Raw genomic sequence first — 26,199 nt, 5'->3', positions numbered from 1 at the left:
ATGCGTACGCGCCACATCTACCACGCGGTGGATTCGCACACTGAGGGCATGCCGACCCGGGTCATCACCGGCGGAGTCGGGGTCGTCCCCGGCGCCACGATGGCCGACAAGCGCCTGCACTTCATGGAGCACCTGGACCACGTCCGCACCCTGCTCATGTACGAACCGCGCGGCCACGCGGCGATGAGCGGCGCCATCCTCCAGCCCCCCACCCGCCCCGACGCCGACTTCGGCGTCCTCTACATCGAGGTGTCGGGCCTGCTGCCCATGTGCGGGCACGGCACCATCGGCGTGGCCACCGTCCTGGTCGAGACCGGCATGGTCCCGGTCGTCGAGCCTGTCACCACGGTCCGGCTCGACACCCCGGCCGGGCTGGTCAGCGTGGACGTCCGCGTGCAGGACGGGGCGGCCACCGCCGTCACGCTCACCAACGTCGCCTCGTACTGCGCCGGCCTCGACCTGAAGGCCGACGTCCCCGGATACGGCACGGTGACCTACGACCTCGCCTACGGCGGCAACTTCTACGCCTTCGTCGAACTCGACGCCCTCGGACTCCCCTTCGAGCGGGCCCGCAAGGACGACCTGCTCGCCGCCGGACTCGCCGTCATGGACGCCGTCAACGCCTCCGGCGACCGGCCCGTCCACCCCGAGAACCCCTCCATCGCCGGGGTCAAACACGTCTACCTCGCCGCCCCCGGCTCCGACGCCCGTCGCTCCCGACACGCCATGGCCATCCACCCGGGCTGGTTCGACCGCTCGCCCTGCGGTACGGGAACCAGCGCGCGGATGGCCCAACTGCACGCGCGGGGGCTGCTCCCCCTCGGCACCGACTTCGTCAACGAGTCGTTCATCGGGACCGAGTTCACCGGTCGGCTCATCGAGGAGACGACGGTGGGCGGCCTCCCCGCGGTGATCCCCACCGTCACGGGGCGGGCCTGGATCACCGGCACCGCGCAATACTTCCTCGACCCCGCCGACCCGTTCCCCGGAGGGTTCCTGCTGTGAGCGCCGTCCGCACCACCGACTACCACGCGGCGGGCGAGCCCTTCAGGGTCGTCGACCTCACGGCCCCCGGCACGGACCTGCCCACCGCGCCCGGGGACACCGTCGCCGAACGCTGCGCCACCGCCATCGGGCCCGCCGGCTCGGGCACCGCGCCGCGCCGGGGCGCGCTGGACGACGTACGGCGCCTCCTCGTGCGGGAGCCGCGCGGGCACGCCGGCATGTACGGCGGGTTCGTCGTGCCCCCGGACGACGACGGGGCCCACTTCGGGGTGTTGTTCTGGCACAAGGACGGCTACTCCACCGCCTGTGGCCACGGCACGATGGCCCTCGGCGCCTGGGCCGTCGACTCCGGCCGGGTCCCGGCCCCCGACGACGGCGGCGTGCGGGTCCGCGTCGACGTGCCGTCCGGGCGGGTGGCCGCCACCGTGCACCGCTCCGGCGGTCGCACCACCGGGGTCACCTTCCGCAACGTCCCGGCCCGGGTGGGCGCCCGCAAGGTGCCGGTGGCCACCACCCTGGGGCTGGCCGAAGTCGACATCGCGCACGCCGGGGCGTGTTACGCCTCGGTCGCGGCCCGCGACTTCGGGCTCGACGTCTCCACCGCCACCCTGCCCTCGCTGCTGCGCGCGGGGCAGGAGATCCGGGCGGCACTGGCCACGCACCCGGGCACCTGGCACCCGGGCGGCCCGCTGCTCTCCGGGGTGTACGGGGTGATCCTGTACGAGGAACTCCCCGACACTCCCTTCGGGCCGCACCAGCGCAACGTGACGGTTTTCGCCGACGGGCAGATCGACCGCTCGCCCTGTGGTTCGGGAACCTCCGCGCGGCTCGCCCTGCTCGCCGAGGACGGCCGGCTGGGGGAGGGGGAGGACCTGTTGCACGAGTCGGTCATCGGCACGGTGTTCACCGGCCGGGTGGTGCCCACCGGTGGCGCGGCCGGCGCGGCCGGCGTGGTCACGGAGGTCACCGGCACGGCCTACCGCACCGGCGAGCACGCCTTCACCCTCGACCCGCACGACGCGCTCGGCGCCGGGTTCCTGCTGTGATCGCGCAGTTCTCCGCCGCGGACCTGGCCGGCCGGCTCACCCCGGCCGAGGCCGCCGACGCCCTGGCCGGGGTGCTGCGCGCCGGGCTGGACCCGGAGGGCTGCCCGCAGCGCGGCGCCGTACCCGTGCCCGCCGGGGAACTGCTGCTGATGCCGGCCGCGGCGGGCGCGTACGCCGGGGTGAAGATCGCGGGGGTCGCGCCGGGCAACGCCGCCCTCGGGCTGCCCCGGATCACCGGCTCCTACCTCCTCCTGGACGGCCCCACCCTGCGCCCCCTGGCCCTGCTGGACGGGGCGGCGCTGACCGCCCTGCGCACGCCGGCGGTGTCGGCGCTGGCCCTGCGGTACCTCGCGCCGCGGGACCGGCCGCTCACCCTGGTCCTGTTCGGGGCGGGGCCGCAGGCGTACGGGCACCTCGAAGCCCTGCGCGCGGAGCGGGAGTTGGCCCGGGTCACCGTGGTCGCCCGCGCGCCGGAGCGGGCCGAGCGGCTCGCCGCGCACGCCCGGGCCCTGGGGCTCGCCGCCCGGACCGGTACGCCCGAGGACGTGTCCGGCGCGGACGTGGTGCTCTGCTGCACCACCGCCCGTACCCCGCTGTTCGACGGGCGGCTGGTCCGTCCCGGTGCGACGGTCGTCGCGGTCGGCTCGCACGAACCGGACGCCCGGGAGACCGACACCACGCTGGTGCGCCGGTCGGCCGTGTACGTGGAGTCGCGCGCGGCGGCCCTGCGCGAGGCGGGCGATCTGCTGATCCCGGAGGCGGAGGGCGCGATCGGACCGGGTCATATCGCCGGCACCCTCGCCGACCTCGTCGCCGGCCGCCATCCGGCGCCGGGGCGGGAAGGCGGTCCGCGGCTCTTCAAGAGCGTGGGGATGGCCTGGGAGGATCTGGCCGTGGCGGTCGCCCTGTTCCGGACGGTGGGGACCGCCGAAGCAACGTGACATTGTACGCTGTCCCTCTGCGATTTCGGAGGAACAGCAATGGGTGACCTGAAGCAGCACAGCCTCATCAAGGCCCAGGAACGACTGCGCGACCAGGTCGGTCACGCTCTCCGAGCCGCCCTGATCGCGGGTGAGTTGCGGCCGGGAAGCGTCTACTCGGCGCCGGGTCTCGCGGCCGAACTCGGCGTGTCGGCCACCCCCGTCCGCGAGGCCATGCTCGACCTCGCCCGCGAGGGGCTGGTCGAGCCCGTGCGCAACAAGGGCTTCCGGATCACCGAGGTCAGCGAGCGGGACCTGGACCAGTACACCGAGCTGCGCACGATGATCGAGGTGCCGACCATCGGCCGGATCACCGCGGTCGCGACGGCGGAGCAGTTGGAGGCCCTGCGCCCCATCGCGGAGGAGATCGTCAGCAGCGCCCGCGAGCACAACCTGATCGGCTACCTGGAGGCGGACCGCCGCTTCCACCTCAGCCTGTTGGCGCTCTCCGGCAACGACCGTCTCGTCGAGACGGTCGGCGACCTGCGCAAGCGCTCCCGCCTCTACGGCCTGACCGGCCTGGACGAGGCCGGCAAGCTGGTCTCCTCGGCCGAGGAGCACATCGAGCTGCTCGACCTGATGATCAGCGGCGACGCGGCGGCGGCCGAGGCGTGCATGGTCCGTCACCTGGGTCACGTCCGTTCCCTGTGGGCCCAGGGCCGCGACGAGCCGGTCGGCCGCCCCTCGGGCGGCCTGGGCTCCGGCGTCTGACGGCCCCAACTCCCTTACAGGGCAACCTTTTTGGACACGGCTGGATAACGGCGGCGCCAACCTCTTGTCAGTACAATTTCACATTACTATGTTACCGGTCACATCATAGAGCGCGGCCCTTCACTGGAGTGACCATGACCAAGCGCACCCAACTCGCCCTCGCCACAGCCCTGGTGGCAGCTCTCGCACTCGGCGCCTCGGGTTGCTCCGACCCCAAGAAGGGCTCGGCCGGCGGCGCGGGTGCCGCCAACCCCGCGGCAGGCAACGACGGCAAGACCGTGGGCGGAACCCCGGTCAAGGGAGGGACGCTCACCGTCCTGTCCAACCAGGACTTCTCCCACCTCGACCCCGCACGCAACTGGACGATGCCGGCGATGGACTTCGGCACCCGCCTCCTCTACCGCACGCTGGTCACCTTCAAGGCCGAGCCCGGCAAGGCCGGCAGCGAACTCGTCCCCGACCTCGCCACCGACCTCGGCACCCCTTCCAACGGCGGCAAGACCTGGACGTTCACCCTCAAGGAGGGCGTGAAGTACGAGGACGGCACACCCGTCAAGGCCCAGGACATCAAGTACAACGTCGAGCGCTCCTTCGCCCCCGACCTGACCGGCGGCGCCGACTACGCCGCCCAGTACCTGGCCGGCGGCGAGGGCTACAAGGGCCCGCTGCAAGGGCAGCACCTGGACTCCGTGAAGACCCCCGACGACCGTACGATCGTCTTCGAACTGAAGCGCCCCGTCGCCGAGTTCTCCGCCACCACCACGCTGCCCACCTTCGCGCCCGTGCCTCAGTCGCAGGAGAAGGGCACGCAGTACGACGCCCGCCCGTTCTCCTCCGGTCCGTACAAGATCGAGTCCTACGACCGCGACAAGAAGCTGGTCCTGGTCCGCAACGAACACTGGGACGCCAAGACCGACACCGTCCGCAAGGCGTACCCGGACAGGTTCGTCGTCGTCATGGGCCTCAAGGGCGGCCAGATCGACGACCGGATCATCGCCGGCGAGGGCGCCGACGCCTCCGCCGTCCAGTACTCCACCATGCGGCCCGAGAGCGCCCCCAAGGTGCTGCCCAAGCCCGACGTCAAGGCCCGCCTGCTCGCCGAGTCCCAGGGCTGTACGGTCATGCTCCAGCTCAACACCTCCCGGCCGCCCTTCAACGACCCCAAGGTCCGCGAGGCCATGCAGTACGCCGTCGACAAGGAATCGGTGATCACCGCGGGCGGCGGACCGGCCCTCAACGAGGTCGCCACCGCCTACCTGCCCCCGGCCCTGTCCGGCGGCGAGCAGCCCGACACCCTGAAGATCGCCCCGTCCGGCGACCCGGCCAAGGCCAAGGAACTCCTCAAGGCCGCCGGCAAGGAGAAGCTGAAGGTCTCCCTCGCCGTGTCCACCGGCGACAAGGGCCGCGCCGAGGCCATCCAGCAGGGCCTGGCCCGCGCCGGCGTCGAGGTGGTCATCGACACCGTCGACCCGGGCGCCTACTACGACGTCATCGGCGACCTCTCCACCACGCCCGACATGACCTACAGCGGCTGGTGCCCCGACTACCCCTCCGGCTCCACGTGGATCCCGTTCGTCTTCGACGGACGCAACATCAAGGACAAGGGCAACCAGGGCAACTACAGCCAGTTCCGCGACGAGGCCACCATGAAGCGGATCGACGAGATCAACGCCATGGCCGACCCCAAGCAGGCCGCCCAGGCGTGGATCGACCTCGACGCGGAGATCATCAAGAAGTCGCCGGCGGTGCCGGTCCTGCTGGAGCGCAAGCCCCTGCTCGTCGGCCCCAACATCGCGGGCGCCTACGGCCACCCCGCCTGGACCGGCACCATCGACTACGCCGGCGTCGGCCTCAAGGACCCGGCGAAGAGCCAGGGCTGAGACCGCGAGGCCCTGAACCCATGACCACCACCGCACCGGCACAGGGCGCACCGGTCAAGGAGGTCCCCCCGGGCAGCAGCCCCTGGCAGCTCGCCCGGCGGGAACTCCGCCGCCGCCCCGCCGTCCGCGTCAGCCTCTGCGTCGTCCTCCTCTTCGTCCTGATGGCCGTCACCGCCCCCTGGTTGGGGACCCTCGGCGGCTGGGCCCCGGACGAGTTCGACAAGACCGCCATCGACCCCTACCTCGGCGGGCAACCGCTCGGCTCCCTCGGCGGGATCAGCCCCGACCACTGGCTCGGCGTCGAACCCGTCACCGGCCGCGACCTCTTCTCCCGCGTCGTGAACGGCGCCCAGGTCTCCCTCCTGATCGCCTTCGCCGCCACCGCGATCGTGGTGGTCACCGGCACGGCCGCCGGTATCGCCGCCGGCTACTTCGGCGGACGCACCGACGCGGTGCTCTCCCGCCTGATGGACCTGACCATGTCCTTCCCCTCGCTCATCTTCATGATCGCGGTCCTGTCGGTGGCCAAGGACGTCAACCGCATCGTGCTCATGACGGCCGTCATCGGCCTCTTCGGCTGGCCCGGCGTCGCCCGCGTCGTCCGCGGCCAGACCCTCTCGCTCAAACACCGCGAATACGTCGACGCCGCCCGCGTCGGCGGCTCCGGCGCCTGGCGCATCCTGACCCGCGACATCCTCCCCGGTGTCTCGGGCCCGGTCATCGCCTACACCACCCTGCTGATCCCCGGCATGATCAGCACCGAGGCCGCCCTCAGCTACCTCGGCGTCGGAGTCCGCCCACCCACCCCGTCCTGGGGCCAGATGATCGCCGAGTCCGTGGCCTACTACGAGACCGACCCCATGTACTTCGTCATCCCGAGCGTCTTCCTCTTCCTGGCCGTCCTCGCCTTCACCCTCCTCGGCGACGCCCTGCGCGACATCCTCGACCCGAGGGGCGGCCGGACGTGATCCTCTACCTGGTCCGCCGGCTGCTCGCCCTCGCCGGCGTCCTGCTCGCCATCGCCGCCGTGACCTTCCTCATCTTCTACGTCCTGCCCTCCGACCCCGCCGCGGCCGCCTGCGGCAAGACCTGTAGTCCCGAACGGCTCGCCGACGTACGGAACTACCTCGGCCTCGACCTGCCCCTGTGGCGACAGTTCCTCGACTTCCTGAGCGGCATCTTCACCGGCCGCACCCTCGGCAGCGGCCAGTACGCCGTCCAGTGCGACTTCCCCTGCCTCGGCTACTCGTACGAGAACTCCCTCCCCGTCTGGGACCTGCTCATGGACCGGCTGCCGGTCTCCGCGTCCCTCGCCCTCGGCGCCGCGGTGCTCTGGCTGCTGCTCGGCCTCGGCGCCGGGGTCACCGCCGCCCTGCGCAAGGACACCGCCACCGACAAGGTCCTGATGGTCGGCGCCGTCGCCGCCGCCTCGCTGCCCGTCTACTTCACCTCCGTGATGCTGATCTACGGAGTCATCCGCGTCGCCGGGCTGCTGCCCTACCCCTCTTACCATTCCTTCGGCGACGACCCGGTCGGCTGGGCGTCGAACCTGCTGCTGCCCTGGACCGCGCTCGCCCTGCTGTACGCCGCCATGTACGCCCGCCAGAGCCGCGGTTCCATGATCGAGGCGATGGCCGAGCCGTACATCCGTACCGCCCGCGCCAAGGGCATGCCCGAACGCACCGTCGTGGTCAAGCACGGACTGCGCTCCGGGATGACCCCGATCCTCACCATCTTCGGGATGGACCTGGGCGGACTCCTCGCCGGCGCCGTCATCACCGAGTCCATCTTCGGCCTCCCCGGCATCGGACGGCTCTTCTACGGCGCGCTCGTCAGCTCCGACCAGCCGGTGGTGCTCGGCGTCACACTGCTCGCCGCGTTCTTCATCGTCGTCGCCAACCTCGCCGTCGACCTCCTGTACGCCGTCATCGACCCGAGGGTGAGGTACTGATGGCCGCTCTCCTTGAAGTACGCGATCTGCGCGTCACGTTCACCACCCCGCGCGGCTCCGTACGGGCCGTGGACTCCCTCGGTTTCACCGTCGAGGCCGGCCGCACCCTCGGCATCGTCGGGGAATCCGGCTCGGGCAAGTCCGTCACCTCGCTCGCCGTCATGGGCCTGCACCGGGGAGCCGAGATCGGCGGTTCCGTCGCCCTGGACGGGCGGGAGCTCACCGGCCTGTCCGAGCGGGAACTGTCCCGGCTGCGCGGCCGCAAGATGGCCATGATCTTCCAGGACCCGCTGTCCAGCCTGCACCCCTACTACACGGTCGGCGAACAGATCGCCGAGCACTTCCGGGTGCACTTCAAGGCGGGCCGGGCCGCCGCCCGCAAACGCGCCGTCGACATGCTCGGCGAGGTCGGCATCCCCGAGCCCGCCCGGCGCGCCGGGGAGTACCCCCACCAGTTCTCCGGAGGCATGCGGCAACGCGCGATGATCGCGATGGCGCTGGCCTGCGAACCGGACCTGCTGATCGCCGACGAGCCGACCACCGCCCTCGACGTCACCGTGCAGGCCCAGATCCTCGAACTGATCGCCCGCCTGCAACAGGACCGCGGCCTCGGTGTCGTGATGATCACCCACGACCTGGGCGTGGTGGCCCGCGTCGCCCACGAGGTGCTGGTCATGTACGGGGGCCGGGCCGCGGAACAGGCGCCCGTCGACCAACTGTTCGCCGAGCCCGCCCACCCCTACACCCGGGGGCTGTTGGACTCCCTGCCCCGGCTCGACGACGCCGACGACGCGCCCCTGCGGGCCATCCCCGGCTCCCCGCCGTCCCTCCTGACCCCCGCCCCGGGATGTGCCTTCGCCCCGCGCTGCCCCAAGGCGGCGGCGCGCTGCACCGGAGAACGCCCGGAGCTCGAACCCTACGGGGAAGGGCCCGAGCGCACCGTCGCCTGCCACTTCGCCGGAGCCGGCGCCCCCGCCGAGGTGACCCGATGACCGACACACCGGGGGCGCTGCTCTCCGTACGCGACCTGACCATGACCTTCCCCGGCCGGCGGTCGGTGACCGGGCGCCGGGGGGCGCCCGTGCGCGCCGTCGACGGGGTCTCCTTCGACCTGGGCGAGGGGGAGACCCTGGGCCTGGTGGGAGAGTCGGGCTGCGGCAAGTCCACGACGGGCCGGATGCTGGTGCGCTTGCTGGAACCGACCGCCGGCAGCGTCGAGTTCGAGGGCCGGGACATCAGCCGGCTGTCCCAGGGCGCCCTGCGACCGCTGCGCAGGCACCTCCAGATGGTGTTCCAGGACCCGCACTCCTCGCTCAACCCGCGCCAGACGGTGGCCCGGATCATCTCCGACCCGCTGCTGGTCCAGGGGTGGAGCGCGTCGGACGCCCGCCGCCGGGCCGCCGACCTGATGGAACTCGTCGGGTTGATCCCCGAGCACATCGACCGCTACCCGCACGAGTTCTCCGGCGGCCAGGCCCAGCGCATCGGGATCGCCCGCTCGCTCGCCACCAGCCCGAAGCTGATCATCGCCGACGAACCGGTCTCCGCCCTCGACGTCTCCGTACAGGCCCAGATCGTCAACCTGATGGAGCGGCTGCGCCGCGAACTGGGCCTGGCCTACGTGTTCATCGCGCACGACCTGTCGGTCGTCAAACGGGTCAGCGACCGGGTCGCCGTGATGTACCTGGGGCGCGTCGTGGAGATCGGCGCGAAGCACCTCCTGTACGACGACCCGCAACACCCCTACACCCGGGCTCTGTTGTCGGCCGTCCCGCTGCCGGACCCGGCGGCGGAGCGGCGGCGCGAGCGGATCGTGCTGCTCGGCGACCCGCCGAGTCCGGCCGCCCCACCGCCCGGGTGCACCTTCCACCCGCGCTGCCCCAAGGCCCAGGACATCTGTCGCACCGAACGCCCGGTGCTGCGGATCGCCGCCGCGCGCGAGGTGGCCTGCCACTTCCCGGGGGACTGACGGGGACCCGGGGAAGAAGGGGGGCCCCGGAGCCGACCCGATCGGCTCCGGGGCCCCGCACCGGTCAGAGCCCCAACTCCCGACGGAAGAAGTCCAGTTCCTGGAGCATGACCTGCTCCCGGGTGCCGCCGGGCGTCATGTGCGTGACGCCCGGCAGCGCCAGCAGCCGGTGCGGCCGGCCCGCGTCCGTCAGGGCCCGCGACAGGCGCAGGGTGTGGGACGGGTGGACGTTGTCGTCGGCCAGACCCGTGATGAGCAGCAGGGGCCGGGTCAGCCGGGGCGCGTCCGGGATCAGCGAGTCCCGCTCGTACACCCGGGGGTGCTCCTGGGGGAGCCCCAGGTAGCGCTCGGTGTACGCGGTGTCGTAGTGCCGGAAGTCGGTCGGAGCGGCACCGGCGGCGGCCGCGTGGAAGAGGTCGGGCCGGCGCAGTACGGCGAGGGCCGCCAGGTAGCCGCCGTACGACCAGCCGCGCACCCCGACCCGGCTGAGGTCGAGGTCCCGGTGGCGGGCGCCGAGCGCCTGGAGGGCGGCCGCCTGGTCCTCCAGGGTGACGTCCGAAAAGCCCCGGTACATGGCGTGGGTGTAGGCCGGTGAGACGTACGGGGTACCCCGGTTGTCGATGGTGACCACCGCGAAGCCCTGGTCGGCCCACCACTGGCGGTGCTGCCAGCGCCTCGGCTCCACCGAGACGTCCTGGAACCCGGGCCCGCCGTAGCCGTCCACCAGTACCGGCAGTCTGGTCCCGGGCACGTGCCCGCGCGGGAGCACCAGGGCGGTGGGGACGCGGTGTTCGGTGACCCGCTCCAGCACCGGCGCCACGCGGTGGGGGAGCGGTTCGGCCCGGTCGAGGGGGCTGGACTCCCGCCCGCCGGCGGTGCGTACGGTCCGGCGTATCCCGTCCGCGCCCGCGGCCGTCAGCAGCAGCGCCCCGGACGAGGCCAGCACGGTGTGCACGCCCGGCCCGTCGGCGAGCGCGGTCAGCTCACCGGTGTCGAGGTCGAGGAGGAGCACCTGCTGCTCGGCGGGGTCGCGCCGCCCGGCCTCGATCAGCAGCCGGCCCTCGTGCGCCCCGGCCACCCGGCGGACCTGGATCCCGTCGCCGGTCAGGAGCTTGCCATCGACGGCGAGGGCGCGTGCGGTCCCGCCCGGGGTGTCGGCGGCCGTCAGCATCCGCCCGTCGGGCAGCCGGGCCGGGGTCCCGGGCAGCGGGTCCACCCACTGGGGGTGCGTGGTGCGGGACAGTTCGCGGGTCGCGCCGGTCACCGGGTCGGCGCCGAGCAGCAGCACCGTGCGCTGGAGCCGGTCCTGGACCGTCAGCAGGATCTCCCCGGCCGATTCCCACCCGGCGTCCGAGACGTACGGGTAGGTCTCGGCGTCCCAGTCGAGCCGTACCCGGTCCCCGCCCGGCCCGAGCACCCACAGCTGGACATCGGCGTTGGGGCCGCCCGCCTCCGGGTACGCGAAGTCCTCGACCGGAAGCTCGGGGTGCGCCGGGTCGCCGATCCAGCGCCGCTGGAGGGCGGACTCGTCGACCCGGGCGGCCAGCAGGGTCCGCCCGTCGGGGGACCACCAGTGGCCGCGGTCGCGGCCGAGTTCCTCGGCCGCCGCGAACTCCGCGAGGCCCCAGCGGGCTCCGTCGTCGGGGCTGACCCGACCGCCGGGCACGGTGTGGAGGGCGTCGCCGCTGACGTACGCGACGCGTGTGCCGTCCGCGTTGGGGCGCGGGTCCATCGCGGGGCCGGCGGCGGGGATCTCCCCGGGAGGCGCGGCGCCGTCGCAGGTGACCCCGTACAGCCGCCCGCCGAGCGCGAACGCGGCGTGGCGGCCGTCGCCGGAGAGGGCGTACGAACCGATCCCGGCCGCGACGAGCCGGACCCGTTCGCGCAGCCGGCGTTCGGCGGTGGGCAGGGCGCCGGCGGCGAGCCGGCTGGGGTCGGCGAGGAGGGTTTCGGTGCCGGTCGAGGTGTCGAGGACCCACAGGGCGTCGACCGGGTCGGTGGGGCCCGTCGAGCGCAGGAACCAGAGCAGCCGCCCCTCGTCACCGAAGGCGAAGGCGCGCGGGGCGCCGTAGGTGAACCGGCCGGTGGCCGCGGAGAGCCTGAGGAAGTCATCCATGATCGGCAGTCTGCCATGTGAAATATCACACTGCATAGCTCCGGTTCCGTGGTGCCGCGGTTAGGCCATTCGAGTGGTGGGGCCCCGGGGGCAGGTTTAGCGTCGTAGGGGTGGACGGGAAAACATCGCCGACCAGCACGGGGGCCGCCGGCGCGGTCCGAGAAGGGCACGGGAACGGCCTCGCCCTGTTCGTCATCGCCTCCTGCCAGCTCATGGTCGTGCTGGACATCACCATCGTGAACATCGCGCTGCCGCACATCCAGACCGCACTCGGGTTCTCCACCGAAAGCCTTTCGTGGGTCGTCAACGCCTACACCCTCACCTTCGGCGGCCTGTTGCTCCTCGGCGGTCGCACGGGCGACATCCTCGGCCGCAAACGCGTCTTCATCTTCGGCGTGCTGCTCTTCGGCCTCGCCTCGCTGCTCGGTGGACTCGCCCAGAACGAGGGGCAACTGATGGGCGCCCGGGCCCTCCAGGGAATGGGCGGCGCCATCGCCTCACCGACCGCCCTCGCGCTGATCACCACCACCTTCCGCGAGGGACCGGCGCGCAACCGGGCCTTCGGGGTGTTCGCCGCGGTCTCGGCGGGCGGCGGCGCCATCGGACTCCTGGCCGGCGGCATCCTCGTCGAATGGCTCGACTGGCGCTGGGTGTTCTTCGTCAACGTCCCGATCGCACTGGCCATCGCCTTCACGGCCACCAGGGTCATCAAGGAGTCCGAACGCCATCCGGGGCACTTCGACTTCGCGGGCGCGCTGTTGTGCACGACCGGCATGGTCGCCCTCGTCTACGGATTCATCCGTGCGTCCCAGGAGGGTTGGCGCGACAGCCTGACCCTCGGCTCGTTCGGCGCCGCCGTGGTCCTGCTGACCCTCTTCATAGTGAACGAGCGGCGCTCGCCACAGCCGATCACGCCCCTGCACATGTTCGCCGACCGCAACCGGGCCGGTACCTACGGCATCATGCTCTTCCTCGCCTGCGCGATGTTCGGCATGTTCTTCTTCCTGACCCTCTTCGTACAGAACGTGCTGGGATTCAGCCCCCTCAGCGCGGGCCTCGCGTTCCTGCCGATCAGCGTCGTCATCGCGATCGGCGCGGGTCTCGCCTCCCGGCTCCTGCCGAGGTTCGGGCCCAAACCGTTCATGGTGGGCGGCGCGCTCTGTACGGCGTCGGGCCTGGCCTGGCTGACGCAGACGGACGTGCACTCCACCTACCTCGGCAGCATCCTCGGACCGATGCTCATCTTCGGCGTCGGCATGGGCATGCAGTTCGTCTCGCTGACGCTGATGGCCCTGTCCAACGTCCCCGACCGGGAGTCGGGAGCGGCCTCCGGACTCCTCAACACCACGCAGCAGGTGGGCGGCTCGCTCGGCCTGTCCATCCTCGTCACGGTCTTCGGCACCGCGAGCCGCAACGAGGCCCACACCCAGGTCCCGGCCTTCCTCGCCACCGCCGACCCCGCACAGCGGGCGATGTTCCTGCGCACCGGCCGACTCCCCGACCCCTGGGGCGATCAGGTGCTGACCTCCGGCGTGAGCACGGCCTTCATCGTGGCCGCCGCGTTCGCCCTGATGGCGGCGGTGATCGCCCTGGTGGTCATCCAGGTCCGACCCTCGGACCTGGCCCGCCTCCAGGGCAACCACACCCCGACGGCGGCCGTTTAGGCTCCCTCCGTACGCTCCCGCGTCCGCCGGCGCAGCCGGCAGCGGGCCGGTCCGTCCGCGCGCAGGGTGATGCCGACGCCGACCGGGACCTCCCGGTCCACGGCCTCGAACTCGTACTCCCGGAGCATCACGGCGAGCGCGATCACCGACTCCAGCATGGAGAAGTGCTGACCGATGCAGGCGCGCGGGCCGCCCCCGAAGGGGAACCAGGCGTAGCGGGGGCGGCCGGCCTCCGCCTCGGGGGTGAACCGCTCCGGGTCGAAACGCTCGGGGTCGGGCCAGTGGTCGGGGTGGCGGTGCGTGACCCACGGAGCGACGATCACGTTGGCACCGGCCGGGACGGTGAGCCCGCCGATCCGGCTCGCGGCCACGGCCTTGCGGCCCATCACCGGGGCCGCGGGGTAGAGCCGCATCGCCTCCTTGAGCACCTGTGTGAGGTACGGCAGCCGGTCGAGGTCGGCGGCCTCGGGCTCACGGTCGCCCAGCGCCCGCGAGATCTCCTCGTACGCCCGCTCCTGGTGCTCGGGGTGGCGGCCCAGCAGGTGGAGCGCGAAGGCCAGCGAGGTGGCGGTCGTCTCGTGACCGGCGAGCAGGAAGATCAGCACCTGGTCGCGCAACTCGCCGGCGTCGAAGGCGGCGTCGTCGGCGCTCTGCGCGGCGGCGAGCAGCGTCAGCAGGTCGTCCCCCTCCGTGCCCTCCGCCCCGTCCGTCCCGTCCGTGCCGTCGGCGCCGCCCCGCCGCCGCTCGGCGATGATCCGGTCGCAGACCGCGTACAACTCGTCCATCGCGGCGGCGGCCCGGCGGTTGCCCGGGGTGGGCCAGCTCCGCGGGATGTTCGCGGGAGAGTAGCCGCGCCGCAGCACGTACTCCGTGATGACGGGGAAGGACCGGTCGATGACGTCGATGGTGGCGTCCACATCGGTGCCGAACAGGATCCTGGCCACCGCGCGCAGCGCGAGCCGCGTCATCTCGTCGGAGACGTCGACGATCCCGTCCGCCGCCCCCACCCAGGTGTCGAGCGTCGCCCGGGTCTCGGCCACCACGGCGCTCGCGTAGCCGTCCACCCGGCGGCGGGTGAACAGCGGCTGGACCAACCGGCGCTGGCGCAGGTACTCCTCGTCCTGGCTGGTCAGCAGCCCGTTTCCGAGGGACTCGCGGATCTCCTGGTAAAAGGGGTTGTCCTTGCGGAAGTTGGCCGATTCCGATGCCAGGACCTGCTGTGCGCCCTCCGCGGAGAACACGCAGTACAGCTCGGTACGCAGCCCGGGCGGTCCGGCGCTGACGCGCACGACGTCACCGTGGCGCTGCTGTGCGCGCAGATAGGTACCGAGCGAATCCGAGGTCAGGTCGAACAGCGACCCCAACAACGGCGCCCCGGCCAACACCGGGACCTCCGTACCCGCGCGTGTCCCCGTCGTACTGTCCACTCCCATGGCCGCCCCCTCGACGCCGTCCGAACCCCCGATTCTGCCGCTCCGCCCACCACCCGTCCGGTCCGCACTGGCCGGATTCCGCCGCTCCTGGTGGGCGGCGGGGGCCGAGGCGTTCCCCGGCGTGGGTCTGCCCCGCGTTCAGGCCGCCCCGCGGAAGACGTACGCCGTCATCGGGGCGGCAACCGGCCCCGGGCCCAGCCGCGCGGTCGTCTCATCGATGACGGTGGCTCGGACCGCCGGCCCGTCGCCGCGCTCCGCTACGGCCGCGCGGACCGGCGTCCCGGTGAGGAACCCGATGGCGACGTCGGAGGCCGACGCGGCCCGGCCCTCCAACGTCAGCTCCTGCTCCTCCTCGACGGCGAACCCGGCGGCCGCCAGTTCAGCGGCCACGACGGCGGGGTCGGCGTAGCCGTGCGGGACCGTGGGGAGGAACCGCGGCGGGTCGACCGGAAAGGCGCGCTCCAGCCCGGCCTGTACCGCGGCGTCGAAGGCGTGCGTGCCGAGCGGGCCCCAGGTGTTGAACAGGAACCGGCCGCCCGGGGCCAGCACGCGGCGGGCCTCGACGTAGGCCGCGACCCGGTCGGGGAAGAACATCACGCCGAACTGGCAGACCACCAGGTCGAAGCCGCCCTCCGGGAACGGCAGTCGCTGCGCGTCGGCCTGCCGCCACCCGGCTCCCGGGGCCCGGGAGGACCCGAAGGCGACCATGGCCTCGTTCAGGTCGGTGGCCGTCACCTCGGCCGATGGTGCCGCCGCCAGCAGTTCCGACGTCAGGACGCCGGTACCCGCGGCGAGTTCGAGGACCCGCCGGGGACGGAGCGCCGCCGCCCGGGCGGCCAGGTCCTCGGCGAAGGGCCGGAAGACCACCGGCGCGAGGTAGCGTTCGTAGGCCGCCGGCATGGACTCGGACCACCGCCGGTCGGCATCGATTCCCGTCACCCGCACCACGGTAGCGCCGGGTCGGGAAACCCCGGCCGCCCCGCGCCGCCACGCACCGCGGAGCCGACCCGTGCGACGGACGTTCCCCCCCACGGGGTCTAGATGTCGCGGAAGATCTCGATCTGGGCGCCGACCGAGTTGAGGCGTTCCGCCAGTTCCTCGTAGCCGCGGTTGATGACGTAGACGTTGCGCAGGACCGAGGTGCCCTCGGCCGCCATCATCGCCAGGAGGACGACCACCGCCGGGCGGAGGGCGGGCGGGCACATCATCTCCGCCGCGCGCCAGCGGGTCGGGCCCTCGACCAGGACGCGGTGGGGGTCCAGGAGTTGGAGGCGGCCACCGAGGCGGTTGAGGTCGGTCAGGTAGATGGCCCGGTTGTCGTACACCCAGTCGTGGATCAGGGTCTGGCCCTGGGCGACGGCGGCGATGGCCGCGAAGAACGGGACGTTGTCGATGTTCAACCCGGGGAACGGCATCGGGTGGATCTTGTCGATGGGGGCTTCGAGCTTCGACGGGCGGACCGTCAGGTCGACCAGGCGGGTACGGCCGTTGTCGGCGGTGTACTCCGCGGAGCGGTCGTGGTCCAGGCCCATCTCCTCCAGCACCGCGAGCTCGATCTCCATGAACTCGATCGGCACCCGGCGGATGGTCAGTTCGGACTCGGTGACCACGGCCGCGGCCAGCAGGCTCATCGCCTCGACCGGGTCCTCGGAGGGCGAGTAGTCGACGTCGACGTCGATGTTCGGGACGCCGTGGACGGTGAGGGTGGTGGTGCCGACGCCCTCGACCTTGACGCCCAGGGTCTCCAGGAAGAAGCAGAGGTCCTGGACCATGTAGTTGGAGGAGGCGTTGCGGATGACGGACACGCCGTCGTGCCGGGCCGCGGCCAGCAGCGCGTTCTCCGTCACCGTGTCCCCGCGCTCGGTCAGGACGATCGGGCGGTCGGGGGAGACCCCGGCGGCGACCTGGGCGTGGTAGATGCCCTCGGTCGCGGTGATCTCCAGGCCGAAGCGGCGCAGGGCGATCATGTGCGGCTCGATGGTGCGGGTGCCGAGGTCGCAACCGCCGGCGTACGGCAGCCGGAACTGGTCCATGCGGTGCAGCAGCGGGCCCAGGAACATGATGATGCTGCGCGTCCGGCGGGCCGCGTCCGCGTCCATGGCGTCCATGTCGAGGCGGGCCGGCGGGACGATCTCCAGGTCCACGCCGTCGTTGATCCAGCGGGTACGGACACCGATGGAGTTCAGGACTTCGAGGAGGCGGTACACCTCTTCGATGCGGGCGACGCGCCTGAGGACCGTACGGCCCTTGTTGAGCAGCGAGCCGCAGAGCAGCGCCACGCACGCGTTCTTGCTCGTCTTGACGTCGATGGCACCGGAGAGGCGGCGGCCGCCGACGACCCGCAGGTGCATGGGTCCGGCGTAGCCCAGGGAGACGATCTCGCTGTCGAGAGCTTCACCGATTCGGGCGATCATCTCAAGGCTGATGTTCTGGTTGCCGCGTTCGATCCGGTTGACGGCGCTCTGGCTGGTGCCGAGCGCGTCGGCGAGCTGACTCTGTGTCCAGCCCCGGTGCTGACGGGCGTCACGGATGAGCTTGCCGATACGTACGAGGTAGTCGTCTGCCATGGGTGCACCGTATCTCAGATATGAGATGGGGGCCGAACGGGGCGTGGCAGACGGGTGTTACCCACAGTGGCGGGAAGGCCCGCCGGTTGACCCCGAGTCAGCCGACGGGCCCCGAACCGGCGCCCGTTCAGTGCCCGCAGGCGTGGTGTCGGCCGCCGTGCACGGCCGCGTACGAAACCGGTCGCGGGGCCGAGCGCGCGCGCTGCGCGCGGGCCGAAGCCGCCCGGCCCGACGCGGACTCCGCGTCGTGCACCACGCGCCCGCCGACCAGCGTCATGCGTACACCGGTGTCACTGATGTCGGCCACCGGGCAGCGGGTCACGTCCCGGTCCAGCAGCACGATGTCGGCCGCCTTGCCCGTCTCCACCGTGCCGGTCAACGCCTCCTGGCGCAACTGCCAGGCCGTGCCCGAGGTGTGCATCCGCAAGGCGGAGTCCCGGCTCAGCCCCTCCAGCTCCCGGTACAGCTCCCCGTCGCCGAACGCGCCCCGCCGATCGATCGCCGTCCGCAATTGGTTCCACACCTGGAGGACGTCCACCGGCCAGTCCGAGCCGCCCGTCAGGCGCGCCCCGGCCTTCTCGATGCTCCGTGCCGGGTACATCCAACGGTGCCGCCGCGGCCCGATATAGGGCAGCAGCGCCTCCATCGTCCAGGTGTCGCGCGACGCCCACTGGAGCTGCATGCAGACGGCCACGCCGAGCCGGGCGAAACGGGGCAGATCGGCCGGATCGACGATCTGGAGGTGGGCGATCGCGTTGCGCGCGTCCCGATGGCCCGTCACCCGCCTGGCGTACTCGTACCCGTCCAAAGCGGTACGGACCGCCCGGTCGCCCAGGCCATGGGCGTGCATCTGCCAGCCGGCCGCGTTGAAGGCCGCGGACAGCCGGCCGTAGTCGGCCGCCGACGTGTACAGCTCCCCCCGGTTGGTGGTCGGTTTGCCCGCTCCGTCCAGGTACGGCTCCAACAGCGCCGCCGTCTGCGCCGGGTACTCGATGACCCCGTCCAGGAACACCTTGATCATCCCGAACCGGAGCCCCCGCACCCCCTCGAACTCCCGGCGCAGCCCGCGCGCGTACGCCAGCGAAGCGGCCGGGTCCTTGGCCTGCCCGGCGTCCAGCCGGATGGCGGGCACGATCCGCTGGGGCAGCTTCCCCGCCGTCGACAGCGCCCGGTAGAGCTCCAGCTCGTGCCGGCCGACCAGGGCGTCCATCATGGTCGTGACCCCGGAGGCGGCGGCCAGCTCCAGCACCTTGGCGCAGGCCGCCACCAGTTCGGCGGTGGACGGTTCGGGGACGTGCCGCTTCACCAGGTCCTGCGCGTCGTCCTTGAGCACGCCCGTCGGCGCTCCGTCGGCCCCCTTGACCACCTTGCCGCCGACCGGGTCGGGGGTGGCCGCCGTGATCCCGGCGATGTCCAGGGCCCGCTGGTTCGCCCACAGGTTGTGCCCGTCGCCGCCGACCAGGACGACGGGGCGCCGCGTGGGCAGCGCGTCCAGCATCGCGTGGTGCGGGGCGGTCCCCGTCGGCAGCAGCCCGACCGGGTTCCAGTCCTCCACCACCAACCACCCGTCGGGCTCGGCGCCCGCGCCGCCGGTGTCGGCGAGGAACCCGGTCAGCAGGGCGGTGAGTTCCGCCACGGTGGTCTCCGCGCTCGCCAGCGAGGGACGCAGCGACCGCTCGCCGGCGCCCAGCGGGTGGACGTGCCCGTCGTGGATTCCGCTCATCACCGTGTTGCCGCGGGCGTCGACCAGCTCGGTGTCCCGGCCCGCGTGCCGGCGTACGGAGGCGCTCGAACCGGTGGCCAGGATCGTGCCGTCCCGCCCCACCGCGACGGCCTCCACCGGCGCGCCACCCGGCCGGCCCGTGAAGACCCGGGCGTTGTGGAACACCAGGGCGGCGGAGCCCCGGCCCCCGGATGAACCGGACGAACCGGATGAACCGGAAGGACCGGAGGCGGCCGAGGCCGCGCCGGCGCCGAGCAGCGTCGCCGCCGAGGCGGCCCCGGCGGACGCGAGGAGCCCTCGCCGGGACAAGGGGGAAGGGGTCATGGCCACTCCAGACATCGGTAAGGCGGTGCCGGTACGTGGCGTGGACACTGGGTGATTAACCCCTTAACCGGAACCCGCCCCGCGCGACGGATTCCGCACCCGCCCCCGAGCGCGGCCCTCCTCGCCGCCGAGCGCACCGGCCCCAGCCCCCGAGCGCGGCCCTCCTCGCCGCCGAGCGCACCGCACCCCCTCGCCGGGAACCTCCGCCCGTACCATGACCCCGTGCCCGGCCCCGGACCGACCATCGCCGACATCGCGCGCGCCGCGGAGGTCTCCACCGCGACCGTCTCGCACGCCCTCAACGGCACCGGCCGGCTCGCCGACGGCACCCGCCGCCGGGTCCGCGAGGTGGCCGCCGGCCTCGGCTACGGCTCCCGGCGCGGCCCCCGTACCCGCACCCTCGGGCTGGCGGTGACCACGTACGCCGGCTCTGCCTGGGACTTCGTGGGCATCGCCTACTTCTCCCGGCTGCTGACCGCCGCGACCTCCGCCGCGCACGCCCGCGGCTACGCCCTGACCACCCTGCCCGCCGACCGCGGTGGCGAGCCGCTGTGGCACACCCTCGCCGTCGACGGGATGCTGCTGCTGGACAGCCCCGCCGGGGACCCGGTGCTGCGCGCCCTGCGCGCCCGCGGCCTGCCGCTGGTCTTCGACGGACGCCCGCCGGACCCGTGGCCGAGCGACATATGGGTGGACAACGACCACGCGAGCACCACCCGAGAGGTGCTCGACCACCTCACGAGCTCCGGAGCCCGGCGCATCGCGCTGCACTCCGGCTACGGCCGGGAGTTCTACACCGGGGCCGTCACCCGCGCCTACGAACAGTGGTGCGCCGAGCGCGGGGCCGACCCGCTGGTGATCCCCTTCGATCCCGACGACCGCGCAGGTCACGCCTTCGACGCCGCCTTTCGCGGCCCGGCCCGGCCCGAGGCCCTCTACTGCGTGTACGACCCGGGCGGCCGGCAGGCGCTGACGGCCGCCGCGCGCCACGGCATCCGTACGCCCCACGACCTGCTGCTGGTCTGCGCCAGCGACGATCCGGCGTACGCCGAGAACGAACCGCCCGTGACCACCGTCACCCTGAATCCGGAGCGGATCGCCGTCCGCGCGGTGTCCGCGCTGGTGGCGCTGATCGAATCGGGGGAAGCGGAATCGCCCGGTCAACTGACCGTGGCGGCAGGACTGCGGGTGCGCGCCTCGTCCCTTCCCCCGGACATGTACTAGAGTTATCTCGACATCGAGATATCTGCCGAAGGCGTACCGCAGCCGCCCCCGCTGGTAAGGGTTACCTAACTTAGCCCGACCTTAGCGGATTGGCCATGGGGCGTGGCGGCAGGATGCGGTTATACGCGCGAAATCATGCATGAAGGAGACTGTCGTGTCGGCGAACAGCTTCGACGCCCGCAGCACGCTGCAGGTGGGCGACGAGTCGTACGAGATCTTCCGGCTGGACAAGGTCGAGGGCGCGGCCCGCCTTCCCTACAGCCTGAAGGTGCTGCTGGAGAACCTGCTCCGTACCGAGGACGGCGCGAACATCACCGCCGACCACATCCGGTCCCTCGGCAACTGGGATTCGCAGGCGCAGCCCAGCGAGGAGATCCAGTTCACGCCGGCCCGCGTGATCATGCAGGACTTCACCGGCGTCCCCTGCGTCGTCGACCTCGCCACCATGCGCGAGGCCGTGAAGGCCCTCGGCGGCGACCCGTCGAAGATCAACCCGCTGGCCCCGGCCGAGCTGGTCATCGACCACTCGGTCATCGCCGACAAGTTCGGCACCAACGACGCGTTCGCCCAGAACGTGGAGCTGGAGTACGGCCGCAACAAGGAGCGCTACCAGTTCCTGCGCTGGGGCCAGACCGCCTTCGACGAGTTCAAGGTCGTCCCCCCGGGCACCGGCATCGTCCACCAGGTCAACATCGAGCACCTGGCCCGCACGGTCATGGTCCGCGGCGGCCAGGCCTACCCCGACACCCTCGTCGGCACCGACTCGCACACCACCATGGTCAACGGCCTGGGCGTGCTGGGCTGGGGCGTCGGCGGCATCGAGGCCGAGGCCGCGATGCTCGGCCAGCCGGTCTCCATGCTGATCCCGCGCGTCGTGGGCTTCAAGCTGACCGGCGAGCTGCCGACCGGCACCACCGCCACCGACCTCGTGCTGACCATCACCGAGATGCTCCGCAAGCACGGCGTCGTCGGCAAGTTCGTCGAGTTCTACGGTGAGGGCGTCGCCGCCACCTCCCTCGCGAACCGCGCCACCATCGGCAACATGTCGCCGGAGTTCGGCTCGACCGCCGCGATCTTCCCGATCGACGACGAGACGCTGAAGTACCTGCGCCTGACCGGCCGCGACGCCCAGCAGGTCGCGCTCGTCGAGGCGTACGCCAAGGAGCAGGGTCTGTGGCTGGACCCGGCCGCCGAGCCCGACTTCTCCGAGAAGCTGGAGCTCGACCTCTCCACGGTCGTCCCCTCCATCGCCGGCCCCAAGCGCCCGCAGGACCGCATCGTCCTCGCGAACGCGGCCGAGCAGTTCGCCGTCGACGTGCGCAACTACGTCAGCGACGACGAGGAGGCCGGCAAGGAGTCCTTCCCGGCGTCCGACGCCCCGGCCTCCGCCGACGGCATCCCGACCAAGCCGACCCTGGTCACGCTGGCGGACGGCACGTCGTTCGAGATCGACCACGGCGCCGTCACCGTCGCCGCGATCACCTCCTGCACCAACACCTCGAACCCCTACGTCATGGTCGCCGCGGCGCTCGTGGCGAAGAAGGCGGCCGAGAAGGGCCTGACCCGCAAGCCGTGGGTCAAGACCACCCTGGCCCCGGGCTCGAAGGTCGTCACCGACTACTTCGACAAGGCCGGCCTGACCCCGTACCTGGACAAGCTGGGCTTCAACCTGGTCGGCTACGGCTGCACCACCTGCATCGGCAACTCCGGTCCGCTGGACGAGGAGATCTCGAAGGCGATCAACGAGGCCGACCTCGCGGTCACCTCGGTGCTCTCGGGCAACCGCAACTTCGAGGGCCGCATCAACCCCGACGTCAAGATGAACTACCTGGCCTCCCCGCCGCTGGTCGTCGCGTACGCCATCGCGGGCTCCATGAAGGTGGACATCACCAAGGACGCCATCGGCATCGACACCGAGGGCAAGCCGGTCTACCTCCAGGACATCTGGCCCTCCGAGGCCGAGGTCAACGACGTCGTGGCGAACGCCATCGGCGAGGACATGTTCAACAAGTCCTACCAGGACGTCTTCGCGGGCGACGCCCAGTGGCAGGCGCTGTCCATCCCGACCGGCAATACGTTCGAGTGGGACCCGCAGTCCACCTACGTGCGCAAGCCCCCCTACTTCGAGGGCATGACGATGGAGACCACCCCGGTCTCCGACATCACCGGCGCCCGGGTGCTGGCGAAGCTGGGCGACTCGGTCACCACCGACCACATCTCCCCGGCCGGTGCGATCAAGGCCGACACCCCGGCCGGCAAGTACCTCACCGAGCACGGCGTCGAGCGTCGGGACTTCAACTCCTACGGTTCCCGCCGCGGCAACCACGAGGTGATGATCCGCGGTACGTTCGCCAACATCCGCCTGCGCAACCAGATCGCGCCGGGCACCGAGGGCGGCTTCACGCGCGACTTCACCCAGGCCGACGCGCCGGTCTCCTTCATCTACGACGCCTCGCAGAACTACCAGGCCGCCGGCGTCCCGCTGGTCATCCTGGCGGGCAAGGAGTACGGCTCGGGCTCGTCCCGCGACTGGGCGGCCAAGGGCACCGCGCTGCTCGGCGTCAAGGCCGTCATCGCCGAGTCCTACGAGCGCATCCACCGCTCGAACCTGATCGGCATGGGCGTGCTCCCGCTCCAGTTCCCGGAGGGCGCCTCGGCCGCCGCGCTGGGCCTCACCGGCGAGGAGACCTTCTCCTTCACCGGTGTGGAGGAGCTGAACAACGGCACCACCCCGCGCACCGTCAAGGTCACCACCGACACCGGTGTGGAGTTCGACGCGGTCGTCCGCATCGACACCCCCGGTGAGGCGGACTACTACCGCAACGGCGGCATCATGCAGTACGTGCTGCGCAACCTGATCCGCGGCTAGTCACGCGGACGCCGAGCGGCGTCCGAAGGGCCGTATCCCCGAAAGGGGGTACGGCCCTTCCGCTTTTTCGGACCGTCGGGTATCGGCCGGCCAGGTGACGGTGAGGTCTCAACTCGGAAAAGCCGGGGCAGATACTTGTGCACGATCTTGCTCACCCGAGCGGAAGTGGACTATACCTGTGGCCGTCCGGGCCGCCGCGAGACGAGCGGCCCCGGACGGGGGGACGGTGGGGACCTGCGGCGATGCCGCGCGCACGGCAGCCGCCGTGGTGTTCCTTCCTCCTTCACACCCCTGACGAAGGCGAGGACTTGAGCATGGTATCCACCTCCGCCCACGGCGAGCACAGCACCGGTGAGGGCCTCGGCCGCCGGGACCTGATCAAGCGCTCCGCGGCACTCGGCCTGATCGCCGTCCCGACGATGAGCGTCCTTTCCGCCTGCGCCTCCGGCGGCGACACGACGACCAAGGGCCCCGCGAAGGGTGCCGTCTCCAAGGAGAACCCCTTCGGCGTCGCCAAGGGCGGCAAGATGGACGTCGTCGTCTTCAAGGGCGGGTTCGGCGACGACTACGCCAAGGCGTGGGAAGCCGCCTTCGACAAGAAGTGGGGCACCACCACCTCCCACCTGGGCACCCAGGAGATCGCCGGCAAGCTCCAGCCGCGCTTCAACGGCGGCAACCCGCCGGACGTGGTCGACGACTCCGGCGCCCAGCAGATCAAGGTCGACGTCCTCGCCAAGGGCGGCCAGCTCGCCGACCTGAGCCAGGTCCTCGACGCGCCCTCCCTGGACGACCCGACCAAGAAGGTCCGGGACATGCTGATCCCCGGCACCGTCGAACAGGGCACCCAGGGCGGCAAGTTCGTCGCCCTCTACTACGTCTACACCGTGTTCGGCTTCTGGTACTCCGGCAAGCTCTTCAAGGAGAAGGGCTGGACCGAGCCCAAGACCTGGGACGAGTTCCTCGCCGTCTGTACGAAGGCCAAGGACGCCGGCATCGGCGGCCTCGCCCACCAGGGCAAGTACCCGTACTACATCAACGTCGTCATCATGGACCTGATCGCCAAGAAGGGCGGTCTGGAGGCGATGAAGGCGATCGACAACCTGGAACCGAACGCCTTCGAGGGCAACCCCGCCGCCCTCGCGGCGGTCGAGGCGGTGTACGAGGTCGTCGAGAAGGGCCTGCTGATGCCGGGCACCAACGGCCTCACCCACACGGAGTCCCAGACCGCCTGGAACCAGTACAAGGCCGCCTTCATCCCCTCCGGTTCCTGGCTGGAGAACGAGCAGCTCAAGCAGACCCCGGAGGACTTCGACATGAAGTTCCTGCCGGTCCCGTTGCTCGCCGACAGCAAGCTGCCCTTCGAGGCCATCCGGGCGGGAGCGGGCGAACCCTTCATCGTTCCCGAGAAGGCCGCCAACAAGGCCGGCGGACTGGAGTTCCTGCGCTCGATGCTGTCACGCGAATGGTCGACCACCTTCGCCCAGCAGGCCAACTCCCTCACCGTCGTCAAGGACGGCGTCAACCCCGACGTCAAGCTGCGTCCGGGCACCCAGTCGGCGGTGGCGGCGGTCAAGGCGGCCGGCAGCAACACCTTCAACTACCTGTACCCCGACTGGTACAGCGAGATGGACACCGAGATCCAGAACGCGTCCAATGAGCTGATGGCCCAGCGGATCCAGCCCAAGGAATGGATCAAGCGGGCCCAGGCTGCGGTAGACAAGGCTGCCAAGGACCCGAACGCGAAGAACAACCGCCGCAGCTGACGTCACGGACGGGACGGACACCATGAGCCACGTTGCCCGCGGCAGAGGACGGGGCGGTTTCATCACCGGCTTCCTGATCCTGCCGCTCGCCCTGTACCTGACCTTCGTCATCTGGCCCTACATCCAGACGTTCGGGTACTCCTTCACCAACTGGTCGGGCCAGTCGCCGACATTCCGATTCGTCGGCCTGGACAACTACGCGGAGCTGATGAAGGACGAGGTCTTCCGCGGCGCCCTGTGGCACAACCTGCTGCTCCTGGTGTTCGTCCCGGTGATCACCATCCTGCTCGCCCTCTTCTTCGCCTTCATGGTGAACGCGGGCGGCCGCAGCGGCGCCGGCGGGGTGCGGGGCGTGCGCGGATCGGGCCTCTACAAGATCGTCTACTTCTTCCCGCAGGTCCTCTCCCTCGCCATCCTCGCCGTGCTCTTCGGCGCCGTGTACCGCAGCGACGCCGGCGGCCTGCTCAACGGCTTCCTCACCAAACTGGGGCTGGTCGACCCGAGCCACCCCGTCGAATGGCTCAACGAGCCGAACCTCGTGCTGTGGTGCCTGCTCATGGTGGTCGTCTGGCACGGAGTCGGCTTCTACCTGGTGCTCTTCTCCGCCGCCATGCAGTCCATCCCGAAGGACATCTACGAGGCCGCCCTGCTGGACGGCGCCGGCCGGGCCCAGACCTTCTTCAAGGTCACCCTGCCCCTGCTGTGGGACTCGGTACAGACCTCCGCCGTGTACCTGGGCATCGCCGCGATGGACATGTTCGTCCTGGTGTCCACCATGACCTCGGGCCAGTTCGGCGGTGGCCCGGACCACCACAGCGAGGTCATGGCCACCGTGCTGATGCGCAACTTCCTCTACTTCGGCAAGAGCGGATACGCCTGCGCCATGGGCGTGGTCATGCTCGCCCTGACCATGATCCTTTCCATCGTCACGCTGCGCGCCACCCGCCGCGAGCGCATCGAGTTCTGAGCGGGAG

General features: G+C 71.5%; 19 protein-coding genes. 14 read left to right on the top strand and 5 right to left on the bottom strand.

The features are described from left to right. The 9 genes from ACFVXJ_RS14420 to ACFVXJ_RS14380 all read left to right on the top strand — a co-directional run bounded on the left by ACFVXJ_RS14420 (nucleotide 1) and on the right by ACFVXJ_RS14380 (nucleotide 9,542). Nucleotides 1–1,005, top strand: a complete 1,005-nt coding sequence (locus tag ACFVXJ_RS14420; RefSeq protein WP_389662024.1) for a proline racemase family protein — start codon at nucleotides 1–3, stop codon at nucleotides 1,003–1,005. Then, entirely contained in the window at nucleotides 1,002–2,051 is a 1,050-nt protein-coding gene (locus ACFVXJ_RS14415; RefSeq protein WP_389662023.1) for a proline racemase family protein, read from the top strand. Before ACFVXJ_RS14420 ends, ACFVXJ_RS14415 begins: the two co-directional genes overlap by 4 nt. Continuing rightward, nucleotides 2,048–2,992: an ornithine cyclodeaminase family protein gene (locus ACFVXJ_RS14410; protein WP_389662022.1), complete on the top strand. Its 945-nt coding sequence runs from the start codon at nucleotides 2,048–2,050 to the stop codon at nucleotides 2,990–2,992. Before ACFVXJ_RS14415 ends, ACFVXJ_RS14410 begins: the two co-directional genes overlap by 4 nt. Nucleotides 2,993–3,031: 39 nt before the next feature. Next, nucleotides 3,032–3,742, top strand: a complete 711-nt coding sequence (locus ACFVXJ_RS14405; RefSeq protein WP_389662021.1) for a GntR family transcriptional regulator — start codon at nucleotides 3,032–3,034, stop codon at nucleotides 3,740–3,742. A gap of 134 nt (nucleotides 3,743–3,876) precedes the next feature. Continuing rightward, on the top strand, nucleotides 3,877–5,622 hold the full coding sequence (locus tag ACFVXJ_RS14400; protein WP_389662020.1) for an ABC transporter substrate-binding protein: 1,746 nt from the start codon (nucleotides 3,877–3,879) through the stop codon (nucleotides 5,620–5,622). A 20-nt stretch (nucleotides 5,623–5,642) separates the two neighbouring features. Further along, a complete protein-coding gene (locus ACFVXJ_RS14395) occupies nucleotides 5,643–6,590 on the top strand; it encodes an ABC transporter permease (RefSeq protein ID WP_389662019.1) in 948 nt (315 codons plus the stop codon). Beyond that, entirely contained in the window at nucleotides 6,587–7,573 is a 987-nt protein-coding gene (locus ACFVXJ_RS14390) for an ABC transporter permease (protein WP_389662018.1), read from the top strand. Before ACFVXJ_RS14395 ends, ACFVXJ_RS14390 begins: the two co-directional genes overlap by 4 nt. Next, on the top strand, nucleotides 7,573–8,565 hold the full coding sequence (locus ACFVXJ_RS14385) for an ABC transporter ATP-binding protein (RefSeq protein WP_389662017.1): 993 nt from the start codon (nucleotides 7,573–7,575) through the stop codon (nucleotides 8,563–8,565). Before ACFVXJ_RS14390 ends, ACFVXJ_RS14385 begins: the two co-directional genes overlap by 1 nt. After that, nucleotides 8,562–9,542 carry an ABC transporter ATP-binding protein gene (locus ACFVXJ_RS14380; RefSeq protein WP_389662016.1) on the top strand — a complete coding sequence of 327 codons (981 nt, stop codon included), beginning with the start codon at nucleotides 8,562–8,564 and terminating at the stop codon, nucleotides 9,540–9,542. Before ACFVXJ_RS14385 ends, ACFVXJ_RS14380 begins: the two co-directional genes overlap by 4 nt. Before the next feature lie 64 nt (nucleotides 9,543–9,606). On the opposite strand, the gene ACFVXJ_RS14375 is transcribed toward ACFVXJ_RS14380, so the two are convergent. Continuing rightward, nucleotides 9,607–11,658 carry an alpha/beta fold hydrolase gene (locus ACFVXJ_RS14375; protein WP_389662015.1) on the bottom strand — a complete coding sequence of 684 codons (2,052 nt, stop codon included), beginning with the start codon at nucleotides 11,656–11,658 and terminating at the stop codon, nucleotides 9,607–9,609. Between the two features lie 212 nt (nucleotides 11,659–11,870). On the opposite strand from ACFVXJ_RS14375, the gene ACFVXJ_RS14370 reads away from it, so the two are divergent. Next, nucleotides 11,871–13,322: an MFS transporter gene (locus ACFVXJ_RS14370; RefSeq protein ID WP_389662181.1), complete on the top strand. Its 1,452-nt coding sequence runs from the start codon at nucleotides 11,871–11,873 to the stop codon at nucleotides 13,320–13,322. Here ACFVXJ_RS14370 and ACFVXJ_RS14365 read toward each other — a convergent pair. From ACFVXJ_RS14365 to ACFVXJ_RS14350, 4 genes are all read right to left on the bottom strand, one after another. Then, nucleotides 13,319–14,755, bottom strand: coding sequence for a cytochrome P450 (locus tag ACFVXJ_RS14365; RefSeq protein WP_389662014.1), 1,437 nt, complete (start codon nucleotides 14,753–14,755; stop codon nucleotides 13,319–13,321). The two genes, ACFVXJ_RS14370 and ACFVXJ_RS14365, sit on opposite strands and share 4 nt — an antisense overlap. Before the next feature lie 138 nt (nucleotides 14,756–14,893). Further along, the gene (locus ACFVXJ_RS14360; RefSeq protein WP_389662180.1) at nucleotides 14,894–15,655 is read right to left on the bottom strand and encodes a class I SAM-dependent methyltransferase; all 762 of its coding nucleotides are present in this window, start codon (nucleotides 15,653–15,655) and stop codon (nucleotides 14,894–14,896) included. 137 nt (nucleotides 15,656–15,792) lie between these two features. After that, nucleotides 15,793–17,322, bottom strand: a complete 1,530-nt coding sequence (locus ACFVXJ_RS14355) for a helix-turn-helix domain-containing protein (RefSeq protein ID WP_389662013.1) — start codon at nucleotides 17,320–17,322, stop codon at nucleotides 15,793–15,795. Nucleotides 17,323–17,449: 127 nt separating this feature from the next. Then, the gene (locus ACFVXJ_RS14350; protein ID WP_389662012.1) at nucleotides 17,450–19,369 is read right to left on the bottom strand and encodes an amidohydrolase; all 1,920 of its coding nucleotides are present in this window, start codon (nucleotides 19,367–19,369) and stop codon (nucleotides 17,450–17,452) included. A 222-nt stretch (nucleotides 19,370–19,591) separates the two neighbouring features. Between ACFVXJ_RS14350 and ACFVXJ_RS14345 the strand changes: the two genes are divergently transcribed. The 4 genes from ACFVXJ_RS14345 to ACFVXJ_RS14330 all read left to right on the top strand — a co-directional run bounded on the left by ACFVXJ_RS14345 (nucleotide 19,592) and on the right by ACFVXJ_RS14330 (nucleotide 26,192). Further along, on the top strand, nucleotides 19,592–20,593 hold the full coding sequence (locus ACFVXJ_RS14345) for a LacI family DNA-binding transcriptional regulator (protein WP_389662011.1): 1,002 nt from the start codon (nucleotides 19,592–19,594) through the stop codon (nucleotides 20,591–20,593). A 154-nt stretch (nucleotides 20,594–20,747) separates the two neighbouring features. Next, nucleotides 20,748–23,462 (top strand): aconitate hydratase AcnA, encoded by a 2,715-nt coding sequence (gene acnA, locus ACFVXJ_RS14340; protein WP_389662010.1) that lies wholly within the window; start codon nucleotides 20,748–20,750, stop codon nucleotides 23,460–23,462. A 314-nt stretch (nucleotides 23,463–23,776) separates the two neighbouring features. After that, nucleotides 23,777–25,225, top strand: a complete 1,449-nt coding sequence (ngcE, locus tag ACFVXJ_RS14335) for an N-acetylglucosamine/diacetylchitobiose ABC transporter substrate-binding protein (RefSeq protein WP_389662009.1) — start codon at nucleotides 23,777–23,779, stop codon at nucleotides 25,223–25,225. A 22-nt stretch (nucleotides 25,226–25,247) separates the two neighbouring features. After that, nucleotides 25,248–26,192 (top strand): carbohydrate ABC transporter permease, encoded by a 945-nt coding sequence (locus tag ACFVXJ_RS14330; RefSeq protein ID WP_389662008.1) that lies wholly within the window; start codon nucleotides 25,248–25,250, stop codon nucleotides 26,190–26,192. The last annotated feature ends 7 nt before the right edge of the window (nucleotides 26,193–26,199 follow it).

The organism is Streptomyces sp. NPDC058279, assembly GCF_042881255.1.
In the GTDB taxonomy this organism is placed as follows: domain Bacteria; phylum Actinomycetota; class Actinomycetes; order Streptomycetales; family Streptomycetaceae; genus Streptomyces.
The sequence above is the reverse complement of the archived record's forward strand: the minus strand, read 5'-3'. Positions and strand labels throughout refer to the sequence as shown.

Coding starts and splice junctions, on each gene's coding strand:
- ACFVXJ_RS14350 (WP_389662012.1), bottom strand. CDS start 19,369: ATGACCCCTTCCCCCTTGTCCCGGCGAGGGCTCCTCGCGTCCGCCGGG.
- ACFVXJ_RS14355 (WP_389662013.1), bottom strand. CDS start 17,322: ATGGCAGACGACTACCTCGTACGTATCGGCAAGCTCATCCGTGACGCC.
- ACFVXJ_RS14375 (WP_389662015.1), bottom strand. CDS start 11,658: ATGGATGACTTCCTCAGGCTCTCCGCGGCCACCGGCCGGTTCACCTAC.
- ACFVXJ_RS14360 (WP_389662180.1), bottom strand. CDS start 15,655: ATGCCGGCGGCCTACGAACGCTACCTCGCGCCGGTGGTCTTCCGGCCC.
- ngcE (WP_389662009.1), top strand. CDS start 23,777: ATGGTATCCACCTCCGCCCACGGCGAGCACAGCACCGGTGAGGGCCTC.
- ACFVXJ_RS14395 (WP_389662019.1), top strand. CDS start 5,643: ATGACCACCACCGCACCGGCACAGGGCGCACCGGTCAAGGAGGTCCCC.
- ACFVXJ_RS14420 (WP_389662024.1), top strand. CDS start 1: ATGCGTACGCGCCACATCTACCACGCGGTGGATTCGCACACTGAGGGC.
- ACFVXJ_RS14380 (WP_389662016.1), top strand. CDS start 8,562: ATGACCGACACACCGGGGGCGCTGCTCTCCGTACGCGACCTGACCATG.
- ACFVXJ_RS14330 (WP_389662008.1), top strand. CDS start 25,248: ATGAGCCACGTTGCCCGCGGCAGAGGACGGGGCGGTTTCATCACCGGC.
- ACFVXJ_RS14405 (WP_389662021.1), top strand. CDS start 3,032: ATGGGTGACCTGAAGCAGCACAGCCTCATCAAGGCCCAGGAACGACTG.
- ACFVXJ_RS14400 (WP_389662020.1), top strand. CDS start 3,877: ATGACCAAGCGCACCCAACTCGCCCTCGCCACAGCCCTGGTGGCAGCT.
- ACFVXJ_RS14385 (WP_389662017.1), top strand. CDS start 7,573: ATGGCCGCTCTCCTTGAAGTACGCGATCTGCGCGTCACGTTCACCACC.
- ACFVXJ_RS14365 (WP_389662014.1), bottom strand. CDS start 14,755: ATGGGAGTGGACAGTACGACGGGGACACGCGCGGGTACGGAGGTCCCG.
- ACFVXJ_RS14370 (WP_389662181.1), top strand. CDS start 11,871: ATGGTCGTGCTGGACATCACCATCGTGAACATCGCGCTGCCGCACATC.